Source organism: Methanomicrobia archaeon, from assembly GCA_016930255.1.
Lineage (GTDB): Archaea > Halobacteriota > Syntropharchaeia > Alkanophagales > Methanospirareceae > JACGMN01.
Genome location: JAFGHB010000074.1, coordinates 25576 through 43451, shown reverse-complemented (window position 1 = coordinate 43451; position 17876 = coordinate 25576). Strand labels below are relative to the sequence as shown.

Genomic DNA, 17876 nt, shown 5'->3' with positions numbered 1-17876 from the left:
TTCCAGTTCTACGGTTCCTGATTTTTTCGACTTTAAGAGCAAAGCCTGTTTTTATTGCTCCAATTAGGGTTATAATCAGCAGTGAGGAACGGCAAGAGGTCGTACTAAACAGGGATTTTACTTGACGTTCTCCAAACACAATTTTCTATTATAGATCGCATCAACATCCCTCGGATTTATTTCCAGTGCCTTATCGTAGCATCGTATCGCCTCGTTATAGCTGCCAAGTTCATACAGCGCAACTCCTTTGTTATTCCACGCACTTCCATCCCGGGGGTCCAGCTTTAAGACGCTCTCATAGCATTCTATAGCCTCTTCAAGTCTATCAAGATGCCTCAGAGCGAGTCCTTTGTTATTCAAAGCCCTCGCATCGCCGGGGTTGAGCTTCAAAGCCGCATCATAACTGTCTACGGCCTCCTTATACTTACCAATCACATCCAGAGCTATTCCTTTCCTGTTTAATGCGTGATAAGAGTCTGGATTTTTCTCTAATGCATTATCAAAGCATCGTATCGCCTCTTCATATTTACCACGCTCGTATAGATCGAGTCCCTTGTTATACCACTGCAAATCGTCTAACTCGGGCACTCGTGTTTTTGGTTTGAGATCACGCACTTTCAATTCGCGTTTCTCTTGCTCAAACGTATCGGCCTCTTTTAGGGTCTCGATAACCGCTGCTGCACCAGAGCGAACGGCTTCATCTTCGTCTTCCAGAGCCTGAACGAGGGGTTCGACCGCAGGCGTGCCTATCTTTCTAAGAGCCTCTGTTACCGACCGTCGAAGATCGTCGTCGTCATCTTTGAACATCTGAATGAGGGGCTCTACCGCCGTGACATCCTTTATCTCACCCAGCGCTTCTGCTGCCCGACGTCTCACCACTGTATCCTCTTCAGTATCTTCTAAAGTCTGAATAAGAGGCTCTACCGCCTTACCCTCTTGTATCTCGCCAAGGGCCCATGCGGCATTCGCGCGAACAATCCCTCTTTTATCTTCCAGAGCGTGAATGAGGGGCTCTACCGCTCGTTCCACTCGTCTCTTTCCAAGAGCCCACGCGGCACTCGCGCGAACAGCGTCATCCCTATCTTTAAGCGTTTGAATGAGCGGTCCTATTGCCCGTATATCCTTTATCTTTCCCAGAGCTTCTGCCGCTCGCCACCGAACCGTTTTATCTCCATCCTTTAACGCCTTTGTCAGGCCTGTAACATCACTCTTTGCCTCCAGCTTCTTTATGTCTGGCTTGAAGAAGACCAATACGTTCATATCTACGCCCCCTGAATTTATAGCGGCTAATTGAATAGTTTCAGGTATAATTGTAATGCGGGCCGTAATAAGAAAAGGGTATGTACGACAGAGGTATGCTACTATCCCGTAAAAATTTGGTTGCCGGTTCTTTTTGGTAAGGACTCCTTTAAAGTAGGCTTATTTACACTCGCCTCTATTATCACTATCATTAGTTATCAATCCGCTTTGAGCACGGCATACAGAGAAGTCTGGAAGGCACAGGGGGTAGCAAAAGCATGGGCACAGGGAGAAGCGGGAAAGGGCGTGGCAAAGCAAGTGGAGCAGGGACCATAATCAACGCAATAGCGACCTACAAGGGCTCTGCTTTCGGTATCGATTTGTGGACGTATGCGGAAGTGGAGCTCGGCGGGGATTTCAAAGGGATTGAAGGGACTATAGAACAGGCGGCTGGAATTCGGGCGGATACGCGGCTAATAGAGCGATGCGTGGAGTTGGTGCTGACTAAGTTTAATCTACCGTTACGTGCACAGGTAAAGACGCGGAGTGAGATCCCAATTGGAAGCGGGCTGAAGAGCAGCAGCGCGGCGGCCAATGCTACGATCGTTGCTACGCTGGATGCAATCGGAGAAGAGGCGAAAGGCGCAATAGGGACATTGGAGGCGATACGACTGGGTGTCGACGCTGCTCTGGATGTCGGCGTGTCCATAACCGGCGCGTTTGACGATGCCTGCGCTTCTGCGCTCGGGGGGATCGTGATCACGGACAATAAGAAGCGTGAGCTGCTAAAACGCGAGGAGAGGGATTCTAAGGTTCTTATCTTCGTGCCGCGAACAACAGCATTTACCGCGGATACCGATGTGAACCGGTCGCGATTGATCGCTCCGTGGGTGGATCGCGCGTATGAATGGGCAATGAATGGCAGATTTGAAGAGGCGATGACGTTAAATGGCTTTTTATATTGCGCGGCGCTGCATTTTGATCCTGAGCCGATGCTCAAGGCGTTGGAGTGCGGTGTAAAGGGCGTGAGTCTATCCGGTACGGGCCCCTCGTTTGTCGCGTTAGTGGGCGACGAAGAGCAGGAGGAGCGATTACGCGCGGCCTGGCACGAATTAAAGCTTGAAGGGAAGGTAATAAAGCGGCAGATAAACAACAGACCGATCTTATCCTTTTAGCCGGGTATTCTTAAGAGAAAAGTGTTTATACTAAAAAGACAATAATACGAGGGGTGATACTGATGGCAGAGGCTTTTACCGGCGAAGGAAAAATATGGTTGAACGGTGCGTTTGTAGAGTGGAAGGAAGCGAAAGTGCACGTTCTTGTACACGGCTTGCATTATGGATCTGGCGTATTCGAGGGTATTCGGTGCTATGCAACGGAGAAGGGATCGTTCATCTTCAGGCTGAAAGAGCACGTAGAGAGAATGTATCGGTCCGCGGAGGCCTACCAGATGGAAATTCCATATACACGGGACGAGCTGGGGGAGGCGATAAAGGAAACGGTTCGTATCAACAGTCTTGATGCGTGCTACATACGGCCAATTGCGTTCTTCGGGTACCATCACTTGGGGCTGAACCCCACGGAGTGCCCGGTGGATTGCGCTGTTGCGGCGTGGCCTTGGGGTGCTTATCTTGGCGATGAGGCGGCTGAAGGTGGTATACGCTGCACGATCTCGTCATGGCGACGAATAGATCCCAGCACCTTGCCGGTTACCGCAAAGGCGGTGGGCCACTATCTTAATTCGATTTTGGCGTCGTTGGACGCGAAAGGACGAGGCTTTGGCGAGGCGATACTGCTTGATACCAAGGGCTATGTGGCTGAAGGCCCGGGTGAGAACGTCTTCATTGTGAAGGATGGAACTCTGTACACGCCGGAAGCGGGGTCGTCTATTCTGCCAGGAATCACACGGGCTTCGGTCATCGAGCTTGCGCACGATATGGGCTACGAAGTGGTGGAGAAGCTCATATCGAAGGATGAATTATTGAATGCAGACGAAGTCTTCTTTACCGGTACGGCAGCGGAAATGGCACCGATACGCGAGATCGACAACGTAACAATAGGCAGCGGTAAGAAGGGCGAAGTGACCGGCGTGCTGCAAAAGAAGTTCTTCAATGTGCTCAAGGCGCGCGAGGAGAAGTACATGAAGTGGTTGGATCCGGTGAGGTGAACGAACAAATAACTAGAAATGCGTTTTCGCTTTCGAGAAGAGAAGACGCTTCTACACGGATGCCATTTAAACCGCATCCAAGTAGTTTACCGCACCAACCGCAACCGTGATCGCATTTTCTACCGCTTCTTCCGCCTTCTTTTTGTATACACAGGCCAACGGTTCCTGCTTCTCGTCTTTATATGCGTGCTCATCGTTAGCCAGATTGCCAACGACGCCCAGCACGGCACCCGCACGTAACCCTCTCAGTGCGGCAACGGTGAAAATAGCGGAGCATTCCATATCAAAGCTCACTATCCCTAATGCTGGTAGCGCGTCATCACACCTTCGAAATCAGACGCACCGTAAAAAGCGTCATTCGTCCGCACGGTTCCTACACGGTGTCTTACTGCTGTCTCCTTTGCTGATTTCCGTAACGCGGCAACAACTTCCGGGGTCGCAACAGCAGCGGGATCTCCATTGCCAATGTATTCTTTCGTCGTGCCGTCGTCCCGCACCGCAGCTTCCGGTATTACCACCTCGCCAAGTTCTATATCCTGCCGAATTGCACCGGTTGTGCCCACTCGTATAAACGTCTTCACCCCACAATTCGCAAGCTCTTCCACCACGATCGCCGCAGACGGGCATCCAACACCCGTTGAAGTCGCACAGACCTCCTTCCCTTCAAGCTCACCTTTGTACGTGACAAATTCCCGCTGCGCTGTTACCCGCGTGCAGTTTGAGAAGTTCTTGGCGATCTCCAACGCTCGCTCTGGTGCACCGGGTAAAAAAGCAATCTCCGCTGCTATTTCCGCGAGGTTTATGTGCGGCTGAATGCCTTTAAAATATCGCGCGATCATTCGGTCGGCTTCGTTCCCTGTACAGATAGATTGAGTCTACAAGCATTTGTATTCGCTACACGCGTATGCAACCTTTATCTGATACAATCGGTAATCTCTGCTCTCTGTATCACGGCATCTTGGCAAATTACGCAATTATGGAGCGTGGTTTCAGCCACCTGCGCTCCGGGGAAAAGCACTGAATTATACAGTTTGCTGTTGAGTACCGTTGCATGGTTGCCGATAACTGCAGGGCCTCGTATCACGGAATTTTCAATCGTCGCATGGTCGCCAATGGCAACAGTGCCCTGAATATCGCCCTCTTTTATCTCCGCAGTAGCTGCGCATTCAGCACCTTTACGCTCCAATATCCACTGGGTTGCATCCAGATAGCCCTCCAAATTGCCTACGTCTGTCCAGAATCCTTCAACCACGCACCCGTAAACCTCGCGTTGCGCTACGAGCAGGGGGAATAAGTCCTTGGAGAAATCGAATGCACGGCCTTCTGGCACGTACTCCATCGCCTCCGGTTCTATGATATACAAGCCAGTATTTGCAAGATTGGAGAAGCATTCATTCGGAGCAGGTTTCTCCTTAAAAAGCCGTATTCTACCAGTGGAATCTAGTTCAGCGATCCCATATAAAGACGGATTCGGCACGGGCAGAAGCGCAATGGTCACCAGTCCTTCGTGCGCTTTGTGGAACGCCACTAGCTTTCCTACGTCTATCTCCGTGATATTGTCGCCCTGTATGATCACTATCGTCTCGGTTACTCCGGCGTTTTTAACCGAGCCTGCGGTTCCTAACGGCGACGGTTCCTCGGGATAAGTGATCTTCATATCCTTCCTGCTGCTGTTGAGATACGCTATCGTCTGCTCCCTCAGGTAATTCGTGGTGATAACAAACTCCTTCAAGCCATACCCCGCCAAATAGTCCAGGATATAATCGATTACCGGTCGATTGACGAGCGGAATCATCGCCTTCGGCGTACTAAACGTAAGCGGCCTGAGCCGTGTTCCGTAGCCTCCTGCGAGTATTACTGCCCTTGTCATCGTCACTCTTATAGAAAGAAGCTTTAAAAAGAATTCATGTTTTTCTTTTAGTACAGGGGTTCTTTTTTCTAAAAAGAAGAAGTGCGTTATGATTAAGAAAGAGGAGATAGAGCACATCGGCTGGTTAGCGCGGATAAAACTGAGCGAAGAGGAGAAGGTGCTATTCGAGCAGCAATTAAGCTCGATATTGGATTATTTCACGGTTTTAGACGAGGTGGATACCACCGATGTCGAGCCGACCTATCACGTCATTGGCATAACGGATGTGGTCAGGCAGGACGAACCGAAGGCAGCGTTAGAGCAGTCGGAAGTGCTGCGGAATGCGCCCAAGAAGGAAGATGGGTACATAAAAAGTCCGAGAATGCTGTAATGTTTATGCTATGCTATACTCTGTTACGGATTGAACAAATCAGATTGCAAAAATAGAAAGAACGGGTGAGAGGAAGAGTACTTATATTGTACTCACGTGCGCTCCTCCGCCCAGGCAGGCTATTACTTCCTGAATTCGGTATACCCGCATTTACCACAGGAATACCGGTCTTTATGCTCTGCTAAAAACACCCCGGCGCCGCACCGTGGGCATACCTTCCGCTTTCTGCGTGCCGTTACCTTGCCTTTTTCTTCAACTACCTCGTAAAAATCATGTATTGCGGCCATTTCCTTTATTCTCCTTTATTCGCCTTCGCCTTCCTCTTCTCCCGCACCTGCAGCAAAGTTCCGCTTCAGTATATGCTCTCGCTCGATCTCTTTCAGCCGCTCTTCATCCTCGTATACCTTTGCATAGCCAACGGTCTCTCGCTTCCCGAACTCCGTATCCATCTTATCTATAACGAGGAGGTTTGAAGTGCACTTAAGCGCCTTTATCAAGGCTTTCCGTGCTACTTCCCTGCTCGGCGACGCGCCGTCATGATGCAGCGTAAATTTGACTTCCTTCCGTCTCAGCAACTGATTCTTCTTCTCTTCTGTTATCTCTATCTCCATCTTATTTGTCTACCCCTCTTTCTTCACCTCACTTTCAATGCATACTTTCCCGCTTTCTTTATTTCTAATTTTTTCGCGATCTCCGAGCCTTCCGCATCAATAATCGCAACATACCCGCTCCAGTCCTGGCTCATCGAGTTCGAGCCGCATGCGCACACCGCCTTGCCGCTCTCGATTATCCTGTGGCAATCCCTACACGCCTTCTCCATTATTCCTGCTTGCTCTCCTTATTCTCGCGCTCGTGCCCTTCCTCTGCCTTTTCCACTTCCTTCGTTTCCTTCGCTTCTGTCGCCTGCCCGTGCTTGCTTGCCTTCTCTTTCCGCTTCTCCTTCTCCATGTCCTCTTCAATCCACTCTATTTTGCCCAGGCCAGGCTGCCGCATCGTCAATCCGATTTTACTATCACTGGGATCTCGCTCATTGAGCGAAATGGCGACGAGTCGAGCCCGTACTTTATCGCCCTCGCCCAACGTCCTGCCGGTCTCCTTCGTCACGAGCTTCGCATTCTTCTCGTCATACGAGATGTATTCGTCGGTGATCTGGCTGATGTGTAACAAACCATCCAACGGCCCGATTTCCACGAAAGCGCCAAATTCAACAATCTCCACCACGGCGCCCTCGACGATCTCCTGCATCCTCGGTCGGAAAATGAGTGCATCAAAAACGGTCTCATAATAAACGCCGGCGTCTCCTATCATTATCCGACCTTCTTTGATGTCCACGACGTCCAGGATCGCAATAAACATCCCGATCTTCTTATCCAATCGCCCTTCCAGCTTCTCCTGGAGCATCTCCTTTACGACTACCTGCAACTCGTCACCCATCCGTTCCGGCGGCGTTCTTACGACATCTAATGCTCGTATCTTTACGTACATTTTCCAATTCGCTTCTCTACTTCCGCGACATTTAATCGCGTTGAAATAACAGCATCCGAGTTCAACGACATCGAGTCGATCCCACACTCCACCAGGAACTCGGCGAACTCGGGGAAATCGCTCGGTGCCTGTCCACAAATCCCTATCTTCCGTTTGGGCTCGTGCTCATGCGCAACCTTGATGACATGCTTCACCAGCCGCTTCACCGCTTCGTTCCGTTCGTCAAATAGATGCGCTACAAGGTCTGAATCTCTATCAAGCCCCAGTGTCAGTTGCGTCAGGTCATTCGAGCCTATGCTGAACCCGTCAAACACCTCTGCAAATTCATCTGCTAGAATAACATTCGAGGGGATCTCACACATTACGTACACTTCCAATCCATTCTCCCCTTGTTTCAGGCCGAACTCATCCATCGTCTTTATTACCTTCCTGCCTTCTTCCGGCGTCCTGCAGAATGGGACCATCACCTTGATATTGGTCAGCCCCATCTCTTCCCGCGCCTTCTTTATCGCTTCACATTCCAACCCGAATGCCGGTTTGAATTTCGTATCGTAATAGCGGGAAGCACCTCGCCACCCGATCATGGGATTGCTCTCCTCTGGCTCGTACAGATACCCGCCGACCAGATTGGCGTATTCGTTCGTCTTGAAGTCTGATAATCGCACGATAACGTCATTGGGATAAAATCCCGAGGCGATCTTTGCGATGCCCATTGCCAAATTATCGATGAAGAACTGCACTTTGTCCGCATACGATGCGCTACGCTCGTCTATCTCATTAATAATACTCGTAATCTTCGCGTCTCCTTGTGCCTGGCTCTTCAGCTCCTCATAGTCAAGCAGCGCCAGCGGATGTATGCCGATATAAGAATTGATAATGAACTCCTCGCGGGCCAGCCCTACACCATCATTTGGAATTTGACCTTGGGCGAATGCATTTTCCGGCACTCCGGCATTCATCATTATCTGAGTGCACGGTCGTGGAAGGTTCTTTGTTATTAAAGTGTCCACGCGATATTTCAACTTCCCTTCATATATCCGCCCTATGCCTTCCGTACAATCGACTGTAACCTCCTTTATCCCTTTTAAAACCTCTGTACCATTATCAGTCCCGATCACACAGGGTATCCCAAGCTCCCGGGAAACGATAGCGGCATGGCAGGTTCTTCCCCCTTTGTTCGTAACAATTGCACCAGCTATTTTCATTATCGGCTGCCAGTCAGGATCGGTCATCGTCGTGACTAGAACCTGCCCTGACCTGAATTTGTTGATATCGTTTGCATCTTCTATTATATTCACCTCGCCAGAACCAATCTTTTTACCCACCGCCTCGCCTTGAACGAGCAATTTACCTTTCTCTTCAAGCACGTATGTCACTAAGCCCGCGAGATCGCTCTGTGAATGTACCGTTTCAGGTCTCGCCTGGACAATGAAGAGTTCATTGGTCAGTCCATCCTTTGCCCATTCGATATCCATTGGCATCCCGTAATGTTCTTCAATAATGCAAGCCCAGCGGCCGAGCGTGAGTACTTCATCATCACTCAGCACAAATTTCCTCTGCTCTTCCTTCGTGACTTCTTTCTGCTCGGTCCCTGTCTCCTTGTAAACCAGTTTCAGTCTCTTCGCGCCCAGTTTCTTCTCCACTATGGGGCGGAAATCGTTCTTCAACGTTGGCTTAAAGACATAAAACTGGTCAGGATTGACCGTACCCTGCACGACGTTCTCGCCCAATCCATATGCGCCCGTTATGTAAACCGCATCTCTGAAACCAGATTCAGGATCTATGGAAAACATCACACCAGCAGAGGCTAGATCAGAGCGAACCATCTTCTGCACGCCAACCGAGAGATAGACGCTGAGATGGTCAAAGCCATTATCAACGCGATAGGATAGTGCCCTATCAGTGAATAGAGAAGCGAAACAATCCATAACCTTTTCCAACAGTTCATCCTCACCCGTTACATTCAGGTACGTCTCCTGCTGCCCTGCGAAACTTGCGGTCGGGAGATCTTCTGCCGTTGCACTGCTTCGCACCGCGACGTCAACATTTTCTCCGTACCTCTGCTCCATCTCACGATAAGCTGCTCGTATCTCATCCTTAAGATCCTCGGGACACGGTGCATTTCGTATCATCTCCCGTATCTTACGGCCTCGCGTTTTCAAATTCTCCATATCGTGCGTATCCAAATCCGCCAGTGTCTCGCTGAGTATCTCACGTATGCCGGCCTCCTCTATCACGTATTTGTACGCTTCTGCAGTGATAGCAAACCCGGACGGAACGCTCACGCCCTTCCCTTGCAGATTCCGTATCATCTCCCCGAGAGATGCGTTTTTACCCCCAACAAGGGCGACATCTCCGGTCCCCACCTCTTCAAACCACTTTACGTATTTCATAATCTGCTCCCGATTTGATCTGCACTCATATAAACAACAGGATTCACATAAAATTTTCCCTTTTCTTATATAATAAGGGGCTGCAAATATAAAACGCTGTTAATACGGCCACAGCGATTGCGGGATAAATAAATGCCGAAGACGTGATATAAAGGGCGAACAGTGTTAAAAACACCATCCCTGCCGGTATTGTTATTCGTTTATCTCGTATGTTCCGGTATCGTATCCTGCTGGTCATCAAGAGGCAGAGCAGGCCTATTAGTCCTATAAGAATAGGAACGCTTAACGGGATGGGAACCTGTGGTTGTAGTTCGATGGTCAGGAGCATGAACGAAGCTAAAAACGTCGCACTGCCGGTAATGGGGAAGCCCTCGAAAAAGCCGTCAGACACCTTTTCTTTCCCAAAAAGGGAACCTGTGTTAAGAGTTGTTGTTTCCTTGGTGAAGCATTCTTTTTGAAAGAAAGGTTTTGCGTCAAATCGTGCGAGCCGGAGCATGCCGCATACTACATAAGCACTGCATACTGCCAGTACAACACCAGTATACGTGGTGGGAACCCGTAAATGGCTCTTGAAGAGCACATAGGCGGCAATCGCCGGCGCAACACCGAAGGAGACCATATCGGCAAGCGAATCGAGATATTTGCCGATTGGGGAGCTTCCCATCTTCCGCGCTACCGTGCCATCCAAGCAGTCAGCAACGACCGCGAGTAAAATCAGGATAAGCGCATTTTCCAGTGCTCGTTCGGTAACGCTTGTGCCATCAAGCACGAATAGTATCGCAGCGAAGCCGAAGAGCGCGTTGAGGATAGAGAGCAAATCGGCTGGTTTTAGCAGCTTTAACAAGCTCGTGTTCTTTGCGTTTGCGTCTGTGTTTTTCGTTTTAGTAGTCATGCTATCGGTGTGCATTCCGCTATTATTCTATTCTTGCCTCTTCGATCCTTGTAATTGTTTTTTCCCCTTATCTGTGCCCAGATAGAGGAACCGATCCAATCGCCAGCTAAAATCGCTCCAGATGCCCTCTTTACCTTTCTCTTCCTCGCGCTTCTGGAGCTGCAGGAACTCCTTGAGTTGTGAATCGAGCATATCCGCATAACATAACGCTTCCGCCTCTGCGAACAGCGGCTTCACCGGGGAGCCCCATTCGCCGTGCTTATGATGGCTCAGGATGAGATGCAGCAATCGCAGCCGAAGTTCCTCCGGGAAGCCTTTCAGTCTCTTTATTTTTGCCTCCACCCTTTGGTAGCCCAGCACGATGTGGTTAACAAGCCCGCCCTCCTCTGTTATGTCTATTCGGAAGGTATACTCGTACGTCTCGGTCTTTCCGATATCGTGCAGGATGGCGCCCGCAAGCAGCAAGTCACGATCAAGCTCAGGGTAAAGCTGGGCGATGGTCTCGCAAATCGCCGCAACAGACTGCGTATGCTCGATCAGCCCGCCGATATAACTGTGGTGATGTATCTTAGCGGCCGGAGCTTTTTTGAATGAAGTTACAAACGCGGCGTCATTGAGGAAGGCGAAAACCACACGCTTTAAATTCTCGTTCTCCATACTTTCCGCCGTCTTTACTAACTCATCGAATAGGCGGTCGATATCCTTCGAAGTCCGTGGCAGGTATTCCGTGATATCGTAGGTTTTCGTGCTTCGTGCGATTCCGTCTGGCGTGAAGATCACCTGTAAGCGCCCCTTGAAGGATTCCACGACGCCCTTTACGCGCACAATATCCCCGAGTTCGAACCGCGACGCAACGGCCTCCGCCCGATCCCAGCACCGCGCCCATATACTGCCCGTGCTGTCGCCTAATTTCACCTGGAGATAGTAGCCCCCTTTCGTGATGAATTCCCTCAGCTCCTTCTCCATTACGAGAAACGAGGAATCTACCGAGCTGCCGACTTTTAAATCCTTCACCTTCTTATTCCCACTCATTTTACCTCCTTCCTCCGGTTACAATAAATAGAATGATAAAGCGCTTGGTTTAGTGTAACTCTATCCCAGTTCACTCAGCATATCGTCCATCGAGTATATCTGGCCGCTTTCTTTACCGCTGATCCATTCAACAGCCTTGATTGCACCCCGAGCGAGTGCTTCGCGGCTCTGTAAACGGTGGGTTATCTCCAGGCGTTCTCCTTTGCCCGCATACAATACGGTATGCTCGCCAACGATCTCGCCCGCGCGTACTGCATGGATTCCGATCTCCGCATTCGTGCGTTCGCCCGTTATACCCTGTCGGCCATAAACAAACGATCTCGCACCCTCTGCGGGATAGTTGGCTAAAATCTCCGCGGCTTTCAACGCTGTTCCGCTCGGCGCGTCCTTCTTATGCGCATGATGCATTTCGATGATCTCCATGTGGTACTGATAGGGGTGAAGCTGTCGCGCAGCTTCTGCAATCAATTTCCAAAAGACGTTCACACCGATGGAGAAGTTCGGGGAAATAATAGCAGGGACGTTACCCGCAATAGCCTCTTCCAGCTCTTTAAACTGCTCCGGTGAAAAACCCGTCGTGCCAACCACGAGCTTGACGTGATTACGCGCGGCGACTTTTATGTTCTCGACGGCGGCTGTAGCGTCCGTAAAATCCACGAGCACCTGCGGCTTGACCGCCGTGAGCACCTTCTCCATCTCCTCAGGACTTGACACGTTCACGCCGGGCGCCAGCTCGTCACCCACGCCATGAAGGTCGAAACCAGCCACCAGCTCCATCGTCTCGCTCTCTAAAATGCCCTGCACGATTTGACCGCCCGTCCTCCCCTTGGCGCCTGCTACCGCTACTTTTATTGCCATGATGAGTTAAACATAGCTCACCGTTGTTTATAAGCTAAGCGGTGCGGTTTGTTTTATCGTCGCGTCACGATGCTCACCACATCGCCGTCGACAAGCACGTGCGAGAGCCCGACACGCTGGCCGCCGTACTTCGCGGACGCGCCCCAGATGCGTGCATAGCGGAACTTCTCGATGAAATCACGATGAATGGTGGAGCAGACGTCAGCGATCGTGGAATCCAGCTTTATAACCAGCGGGTTATCCATATCCGGCGATCCGCCGTGCGGCTTCATATAAATGCTTATGAATTCCAGCTCGTCATAGATCCTATCTTTCAGTGCGTCGGTGTTTATCCCGACCGCGGCGGAAATCACCGCGGCGTCGGGGAACTGATGCTTGAGAGCCCGGAGCTGCGTGGGATTTACCAGATCCATCTTGTTCAAGATCGTGAGTGCACGGATGTATTTCCGGTTTCCCGCGACCGTGTCAATAAGCTCATCGAGTGTGATGCGTTCGCGTATAAGAACCTCAGCATTGTGTATTTTGTACTCTGCTAATACCGCTTTGATCATCCTCTCATCAAGTTCGAGGTCGACGGTGCTGTTAACGGTGATGCCGCCGCGACTCGCTTTACGGATGGTAATCTCAGGCGGTTTCGCATTAATTCGAATGCCTGCGTCGTATACTTCTTTTACCAACGTATCGTACTGCTGCGGATGCAGGACGTCCACAATGATAAGAATGAGATCTGCGTTTCGGATTATCGAGAGCACCTCTTTTCCGCGTCCACGTCCCGCCGCAGCGCCGGAAATAAGACCTGGGACATCGAGCAATTGTATTCGTGCACCTTTGTAAATCAGCGTGCCCGGAATCACGTCGACCGTGGTGAAATCGTACGCGGCAACTTCGGCGTTAGTGCCGGTAAGGCAATTGAGCAGTGTAGATTTGCCAACGGAAGGATAACCCACCATGACGACCGTAGCATCGCCAGATTTCTTAACTGCGTAACCTGCCCCCTTACTCGCGGATTTCGCGGTCGCCCGTTTTTGCAAATCATCCTTCAGCCTGGCAAGTTTCGCTTTGAGCCGCCCGATGTGGTGCATAGTCGCCTTGTTGTACGAAGTCGTCCGTATTTCGTCCTCTATGTCCTTGATCTCATCTTCGATGGTCATGCTCACTCACACACGCGATGATCTCAATAAATCTGCGGGAAACGGGGTTTACCATTAAATTATAGATAGATGGGCGTTGATATTGTTTTACTATGAAGGTTGTCGTGCTGGGCTGCGGATTCGGCGGCGTGGAAGTCGCACGTACATTACGAAAGCATACAAAAGATCTCGACCTTATCTTAGTAGACCGTAGCACACGATTTGAGTACCAGCCGGCCTATCCGGAGCTTTTGAGCGGAAAAGTCACCCCGGAAGAGATCTCGAGCGATTTGAACCGATTCGCAGCGAAGAATAGTGCGCGATTCGTACACGCAGAGGTTGTGGATATTGACTTCCAGGCGAAACTCGTGAAGACCAGAGACATGATCCAGGGCGAAGAAAATGACATCGCGTACGATTTCCTCGTCATCGCGCTCGGCGCGGAACAGACGTTTTTCGGCATCCCCGGGGCAGAGGAGTTTTCGCATACCGTGCATACCTTACAGGCGACGTTAGCGACCAGGGACGCAGTTGTTGCCCTTGAGCATGCACAAAAGCCGACTATTATGGTTATCGGAGCAGGCCTGAGCGGAGTGGAAGTAGCCGGTGAACTGGTCGATTATTTCAAGGCTCGACGCTTAGCCTTAGACGCCCGAATCTGCCTCGTCGAGATGATGCCGCGAATGCTCCCCGCCTGTCCCTATGACAAAGTAGCAGACTGCGTCGAGGAGTTCCTCTGTGCTCGCGGCGTGGAAGCGTTGACGGAGACGGCGGTGCAGGAGGTAAGCGCGCACAAGATAACGTTCAAAAGCGGACAGAAACTCCCGTACGATCTAATTATCTGGACCGCGGGGATAAAACCGAACAGCCTGCTGGAGCGACTCAATCTTCCAAAGGTGAAGGGCTGGCTGAAACTGGATCAGTATCTCCGTGTGGAAGGCATGGAAGAGGTGTTTGCCGTTGGCGATACCGCGTACTTCGAACGTGACGGTGTCTGCTCGGGCCAGAACGTCGAGGAGGCGGAGTATCAGGGCAAAACCGCGGCGAAGAATATCCTCCGTACACTGAACAACCAGGAATTGAGCGCCTACAAGCCCAAGAACACTAGAGCGAATCCGCGTGCCTTAATATCAATGGGTGCAGATAAAGCCGTGGCATTCTCAGGCAGACGCATGTTTAAGCCTTTTGCGTACCATATCAAGAAATTTGTCGAGTGGCGCTACATGAGACGGTTTCGATGAAGCTGCTGCTCGCTGTTGCGTGTTGTGGATTTTAAGGAAAAACTCCCTTCATTTCAACGTCCGTTCCTTGAGTGCGACGAGGGGTATCAGGATGAGTGCCGCGGCGAGTGCCGGATTTATGTGGCTAATAACCCCCATCTGGGCCATAATAGCCTCAATCTGGGGAAGGAGCCCTTCAGCAGTTACGGCAGCACTCACTGCAATTCCGAGTTCATTGGCTATTCTTCCTATAGTCGAAAACGCTCTCTTTATTCGTGATCTCTCTTTCGGTGCATGCTTCTCCAATTCCTGCTGGATTTCGGGGTCTTCAAGCAGTTTGATGAATTCTTGTGCGAACTGAGTGAGCTGCTCTTTGTTAGCCGCTTTTAAATCATCAGCTAACGTTTTCAACTCGTGTTTATCTTCCGCTTTGAGCGTAACACCTTTTTCTTCGATATCCCGTATAATTTGATTACACGACGACTCTATTCTTCGAACATACCCCAGTAGCTCATCGATTTTTTCTGAAAGACGGATATGCGGTGTCACATAAACGATGATTTCATTTAGCAGTCCTAATTTATCCTCGAGATATTCTGCAGATGAAATGGTTTCAACTTTGTTGAGAACAAAAATTCGCTCAGCTTCCGGAAGGCTCTCGCCCATGAATCGTAGATTAGGAATGAGCGCTTCAACACGTTTTTCTAACTCATCTTCGTTCCTTATCTTGATGAGCTCTCGAACTTCCTTGCAGGTGGGGTAAACGTAGTCTTCGGCTTTTGTGCCGCTTGCAGCATCGCAGAGAATTTTCGCCTTTTTGTCAATTTCAGCAAGTAATTCTTGTATCTTCCGATTGATTATCGGCAGTCCCCTTTTGATCAATTTCGATGCCGTGGGTGCTTTTTCTTCGGTGGTGCGGAGGAGATCCGCAGCCCGATCACAGTATTGCTTGTACGCTTTGAGATCGCTTTTCATCATGTCGAAATCCATTTTTGACGCATCCTGAACTTCTCTAAGAGCATCCGCGAGATTTTCTACGGCTTCGAGGAGTTTTTCTTTACTCTCTGAGCCCCACGTTTCGTTTTTAGCCTCGGCAAGATAGCTCTGCACCTCAGCTTCCGCTTCCTGTTTCTTGAACGTAATCATATAAAAAGAGCGGTAAAACGGAAGACAGAATCTTGCAGGGTTTTCGTAAAGCCACGATTCATGTGAGGTTTGTTCAAAAAAGGATAAAGCATTTTCAATCTCTTTGCGGAAATCTTCTTCAGTTTTTGCCTCGGTGGCCTTGAGTATAGAAGCTCTGCCGAGCGCGTAATTCGCCTGAACGCGCACATCACTGTCTTCGTCGCCGGTGAGCCGGTGGAGGTTGTCCCAGGCCTCTTCTCTGTCAGGGACGTGCGTAAACGCCGTGCCCAGTGCACCCGCAGTTCTCCCGCGCACAGAACGGGCATCGTCACCGGTGAGCCGGTGAAGGTCGAGCCATGCCGCAGCTTTGTCAGGGACATAAGGGAAGGTGGCTCCCAGTGCATTCGCGGCTTCACACCGCACATCTCTGTATTCGTCGTTCGTGAGCCGATGCAAATCGTGCCATGCCGCTTCTTTGTCAGGAACGTGGGTAAAGGCCGCGCCCAGTGCATTCGCGGCTACCAACCGCACATCGCTGTATTCGTCGTTCGCGAGCCGATGCAAATCGTGCCATGCCGCAGCTTTGTCAGGGACATAAGGGAAGGTGGCGCCCAGTGCATTCGCGGCTACCAACCGCACAAGGCAGTCTTCGTCGTCCATTAGCCGATGCAAATCGTGCCATGCCGCAGCTTTGTCAGGAACGTGGGTAAAGGCCGCGCCTAGTGCATCCGCTGCTCTCCAACGCACATCTCCGTTTTCGTCGCCGGTGAGCCGGTGGAGGTCGAGCCATGCCGCAGCTTTGTCAGGCAAATCAGCAAAATCGCTTTTAAGGTGCTTGAGTGCCTCTCTGCGTTCCTCGACTTTTCCACTCTCGCTTTTCCGGTGAATTTCTGCCTGATCTATCACCACAACTCATACCACCTTATCCTGAACTAATGCACACGTGCGTTAAGTATGTTTCCATTTTTCTCGTGATTTACAAGAAAAGAAGGTCGCAGGGTCAGGCTTATCTAGATACCGTGGTGAATCGTCCTTTAAGACTTCTTTTACGCTCACAGCACCGCCGCAACCCCAAGAATCACGATGAGTGCAACAGGAATCAGAATCATGCCCGTGAAGGCATTCTTCGTTATCGCTTTGACTTGTTTCTTGATTGCCTCTTTGCTGCTCCCTTTGTTCAAACTGCTTTTAAATGCTGGTATGAGCCGAAAGCTCTTTGCCGTGAAGTACATCGGTAGCACGAGCAGCAGAAAAAGCGGGTAGGGGATGCCGATATCGAGGAAGAGCAGGGGGATAAATGTGAGCCAGGAGCACAGTGTCAGCGGTAGATACAGGCTGGCCGCCACGTGCTTGCCCCAGCGAACAACCAGGTTCCTGCGGTTTATTAACCCGTCGCACTCGAAATCCGGTATTTCGCGCGTTATTTTCAGCTTGAAGACGTCGATCACCCAGGGCAGGGCGACGATCGTCGGGAGCCAGCTCACGTGGCCTGCTTGCAGATAGTAGCCGCTGAAGACCGTTATCCAGCCTACACCGGTCGTTATCGCTACTTCGCCCAGGCCGTGGTACGAGAGCCGCGGGCCGCGTGAATAAGCGTACGCAATGAAGATACCGATGAGACCGATGGGCAGCGTCAGAATCCCGGTATGGAAACGGAACTGCAAGAGCACGCCGAGCGGTATCGCAGCCACGACACAGAGATACGCGCCGATATCCGCCTGCTTCGCCGTTATCAGCCCCTTCGCGAATGCGTTGAATCGGCCGCTGGCCGCGGTATTATGAAGCCTGCTTGCGCCCGCGATATGATCGGGATCGAATCCTTTTCGCTTTAGATCGGCGTAGATGCTGCTCGCATTGAGCACAAAGCAGAACTCGGAAATCAGGAATACGGCAAGCAACGAGATTGCGAGTACCGGGCCGTCAAAGGTACCGGGGTCTTCGACCCAGGCGACGACCGCGCCCAGGAGAAAGGGAATCATGGAAGTTGTGAACTTTGGGAATCCAGAAAGCTCAAGCCAGCCGGCGAGTATATCTTTCGTTCGCGTCATCGTTCCTGCGGTATCCTCTTTTCTTTTAGTACTCGTTCTTATTTAAA

At 50.8% G+C, this 17876-nt stretch carries 19 protein-coding genes; 4 read left to right on the top strand and 15 right to left on the bottom strand.

The annotated features are described in order from the left end of the window. Positions 1 to 117: 117 nt before the first annotated feature. The gene (locus JW878_09910; GenBank protein MBN1763368.1) at positions 118 to 1260 is read right to left on the bottom strand and encodes a tetratricopeptide repeat protein; all 1143 of its coding nucleotides are present in this window, start codon (positions 1258 to 1260) and stop codon (positions 118 to 120) included. 257 nt (positions 1261 to 1517) lie between these two features. Between JW878_09910 and JW878_09905 the strand changes: the two genes are divergently transcribed. Then, a complete protein-coding gene (locus JW878_09905) occupies positions 1518 to 2414 on the top strand; it encodes a shikimate kinase (protein ID MBN1763367.1) in 897 nt (298 codons plus the stop codon). Positions 2415 to 2476: 62 nt separating this feature from the next. Next, positions 2477 to 3406 carry a branched-chain amino acid transaminase gene (locus JW878_09900; protein MBN1763366.1) on the top strand — a complete coding sequence of 310 codons (930 nt, stop codon included), beginning with the start codon at positions 2477 to 2479 and terminating at the stop codon, positions 3404 to 3406. Positions 3407 to 3472: 66 nt separating this feature from the next. Here JW878_09900 and JW878_09895 read toward each other — a convergent pair whose 3' ends face one another. The 3 genes from JW878_09895 to JW878_09885 all read right to left on the bottom strand — a co-directional run bounded on the left by JW878_09895 (position 3473) and on the right by JW878_09885 (position 5276). Further along, positions 3473 to 3688 (bottom strand): hypothetical protein, encoded by a 216-nt coding sequence (locus JW878_09895; protein ID MBN1763365.1) that lies wholly within the window; start codon positions 3686 to 3688, stop codon positions 3473 to 3475. Between the two features lie 17 nt (positions 3689 to 3705). Further along, positions 3706 to 4245, bottom strand: a complete 540-nt coding sequence (locus JW878_09890; protein MBN1763364.1) for a hypothetical protein — start codon at positions 4243 to 4245, stop codon at positions 3706 to 3708. A 74-nt stretch (positions 4246 to 4319) separates the two neighbouring features. After that, complete coding sequence (locus JW878_09885) at positions 4320 to 5276, bottom strand: NDP-sugar synthase (protein MBN1763363.1); 957 nt, start codon at positions 5274 to 5276, stop codon at positions 4320 to 4322. An 88-nt stretch (positions 5277 to 5364) separates the two neighbouring features. On the opposite strand from JW878_09885, the gene gatC reads away from it, so the two are divergent. Further along, entirely contained in the window at positions 5365 to 5646 is a 282-nt protein-coding gene (gene gatC, locus JW878_09880; GenBank protein MBN1763362.1) for an Asp-tRNA(Asn)/Glu-tRNA(Gln) amidotransferase subunit GatC, read from the top strand. Positions 5647 to 5768: 122 nt separating this feature from the next. On the opposite strand, the gene JW878_09875 is transcribed toward gatC, so the two are convergent. Genes JW878_09875 through JW878_09835 form a run of 9 tightly spaced genes read right to left on the bottom strand, consistent with a single transcriptional unit; the run spans position 5769 to position 13457 of the window. Beyond that, positions 5769 to 5933 (bottom strand): 30S ribosomal protein S27ae, encoded by a 165-nt coding sequence (locus tag JW878_09875; GenBank protein MBN1763361.1) that lies wholly within the window; start codon positions 5931 to 5933, stop codon positions 5769 to 5771. Positions 5934 to 5948: 15 nt separating this feature from the next. Further along, positions 5949 to 6257: a 30S ribosomal protein S24e gene (gene rps24e, locus JW878_09870; protein ID MBN1763360.1), complete on the bottom strand. Its 309-nt coding sequence runs from the start codon at positions 6255 to 6257 to the stop codon at positions 5949 to 5951. Between the two features lie 23 nt (positions 6258 to 6280). Next, positions 6281 to 6466, bottom strand: coding sequence for a DNA-directed RNA polymerase, subunit E'' (locus JW878_09865; protein ID MBN1763359.1), 186 nt, complete (start codon positions 6464 to 6466; stop codon positions 6281 to 6283). Further along, the gene (locus JW878_09860) at positions 6466 to 7131 is read right to left on the bottom strand and encodes a DNA-directed RNA polymerase (GenBank protein ID MBN1763358.1); all 666 of its coding nucleotides are present in this window, start codon (positions 7129 to 7131) and stop codon (positions 6466 to 6468) included. The genes JW878_09865 and JW878_09860 overlap by 1 nt, the downstream gene beginning before the upstream one ends. Then, on the bottom strand, positions 7122 to 9524 hold the full coding sequence (ppsA, locus tag JW878_09855) for a phosphoenolpyruvate synthase (GenBank protein MBN1763357.1): 2403 nt from the start codon (positions 9522 to 9524) through the stop codon (positions 7122 to 7124). Before ppsA ends, JW878_09860 begins: the two co-directional genes overlap by 10 nt. Before the next feature lie 43 nt (positions 9525 to 9567). Next, positions 9568 to 10416: a CDP-alcohol phosphatidyltransferase family protein gene (locus tag JW878_09850; protein ID MBN1763356.1), complete on the bottom strand. Its 849-nt coding sequence runs from the start codon at positions 10414 to 10416 to the stop codon at positions 9568 to 9570. A 27-nt stretch (positions 10417 to 10443) separates the two neighbouring features. After that, a complete protein-coding gene (locus JW878_09845) occupies positions 10444 to 11448 on the bottom strand; it encodes an HD domain-containing protein (GenBank protein ID MBN1763355.1) in 1005 nt (334 codons plus the stop codon). Between the two features lie 60 nt (positions 11449 to 11508). Continuing rightward, positions 11509 to 12306 (bottom strand): 4-hydroxy-tetrahydrodipicolinate reductase, encoded by a 798-nt coding sequence (locus JW878_09840; protein MBN1763354.1) that lies wholly within the window; start codon positions 12304 to 12306, stop codon positions 11509 to 11511. A 53-nt stretch (positions 12307 to 12359) separates the two neighbouring features. Continuing rightward, the gene (locus tag JW878_09835) at positions 12360 to 13457 is read right to left on the bottom strand and encodes a GTP-binding protein (GenBank protein MBN1763353.1); all 1098 of its coding nucleotides are present in this window, start codon (positions 13455 to 13457) and stop codon (positions 12360 to 12362) included. A gap of 92 nt (positions 13458 to 13549) precedes the next feature. Here JW878_09835 and JW878_09830 point away from each other — a divergent pair, with 92 nt between their 5' ends. Beyond that, positions 13550 to 14677 (top strand): FAD-dependent oxidoreductase, encoded by a 1128-nt coding sequence (locus JW878_09830; protein ID MBN1763352.1) that lies wholly within the window; start codon positions 13550 to 13552, stop codon positions 14675 to 14677. A gap of 48 nt (positions 14678 to 14725) precedes the next feature. Here the strand turns inward: JW878_09830 and JW878_09825 are convergent, their stop codons facing one another. Together JW878_09825 and JW878_09820 are read right to left on the bottom strand one after the other, a co-directional pair. After that, positions 14726 to 16687 (bottom strand): HEAT repeat domain-containing protein, encoded by a 1962-nt coding sequence (locus tag JW878_09825; protein ID MBN1763351.1) that lies wholly within the window; start codon positions 16685 to 16687, stop codon positions 14726 to 14728. A 146-nt stretch (positions 16688 to 16833) separates the two neighbouring features. Then, entirely contained in the window at positions 16834 to 17829 is a 996-nt protein-coding gene (locus JW878_09820) for a prenyltransferase (GenBank protein ID MBN1763350.1), read from the bottom strand. Positions 17830 to 17876: the final 47 nt, after the last annotated feature.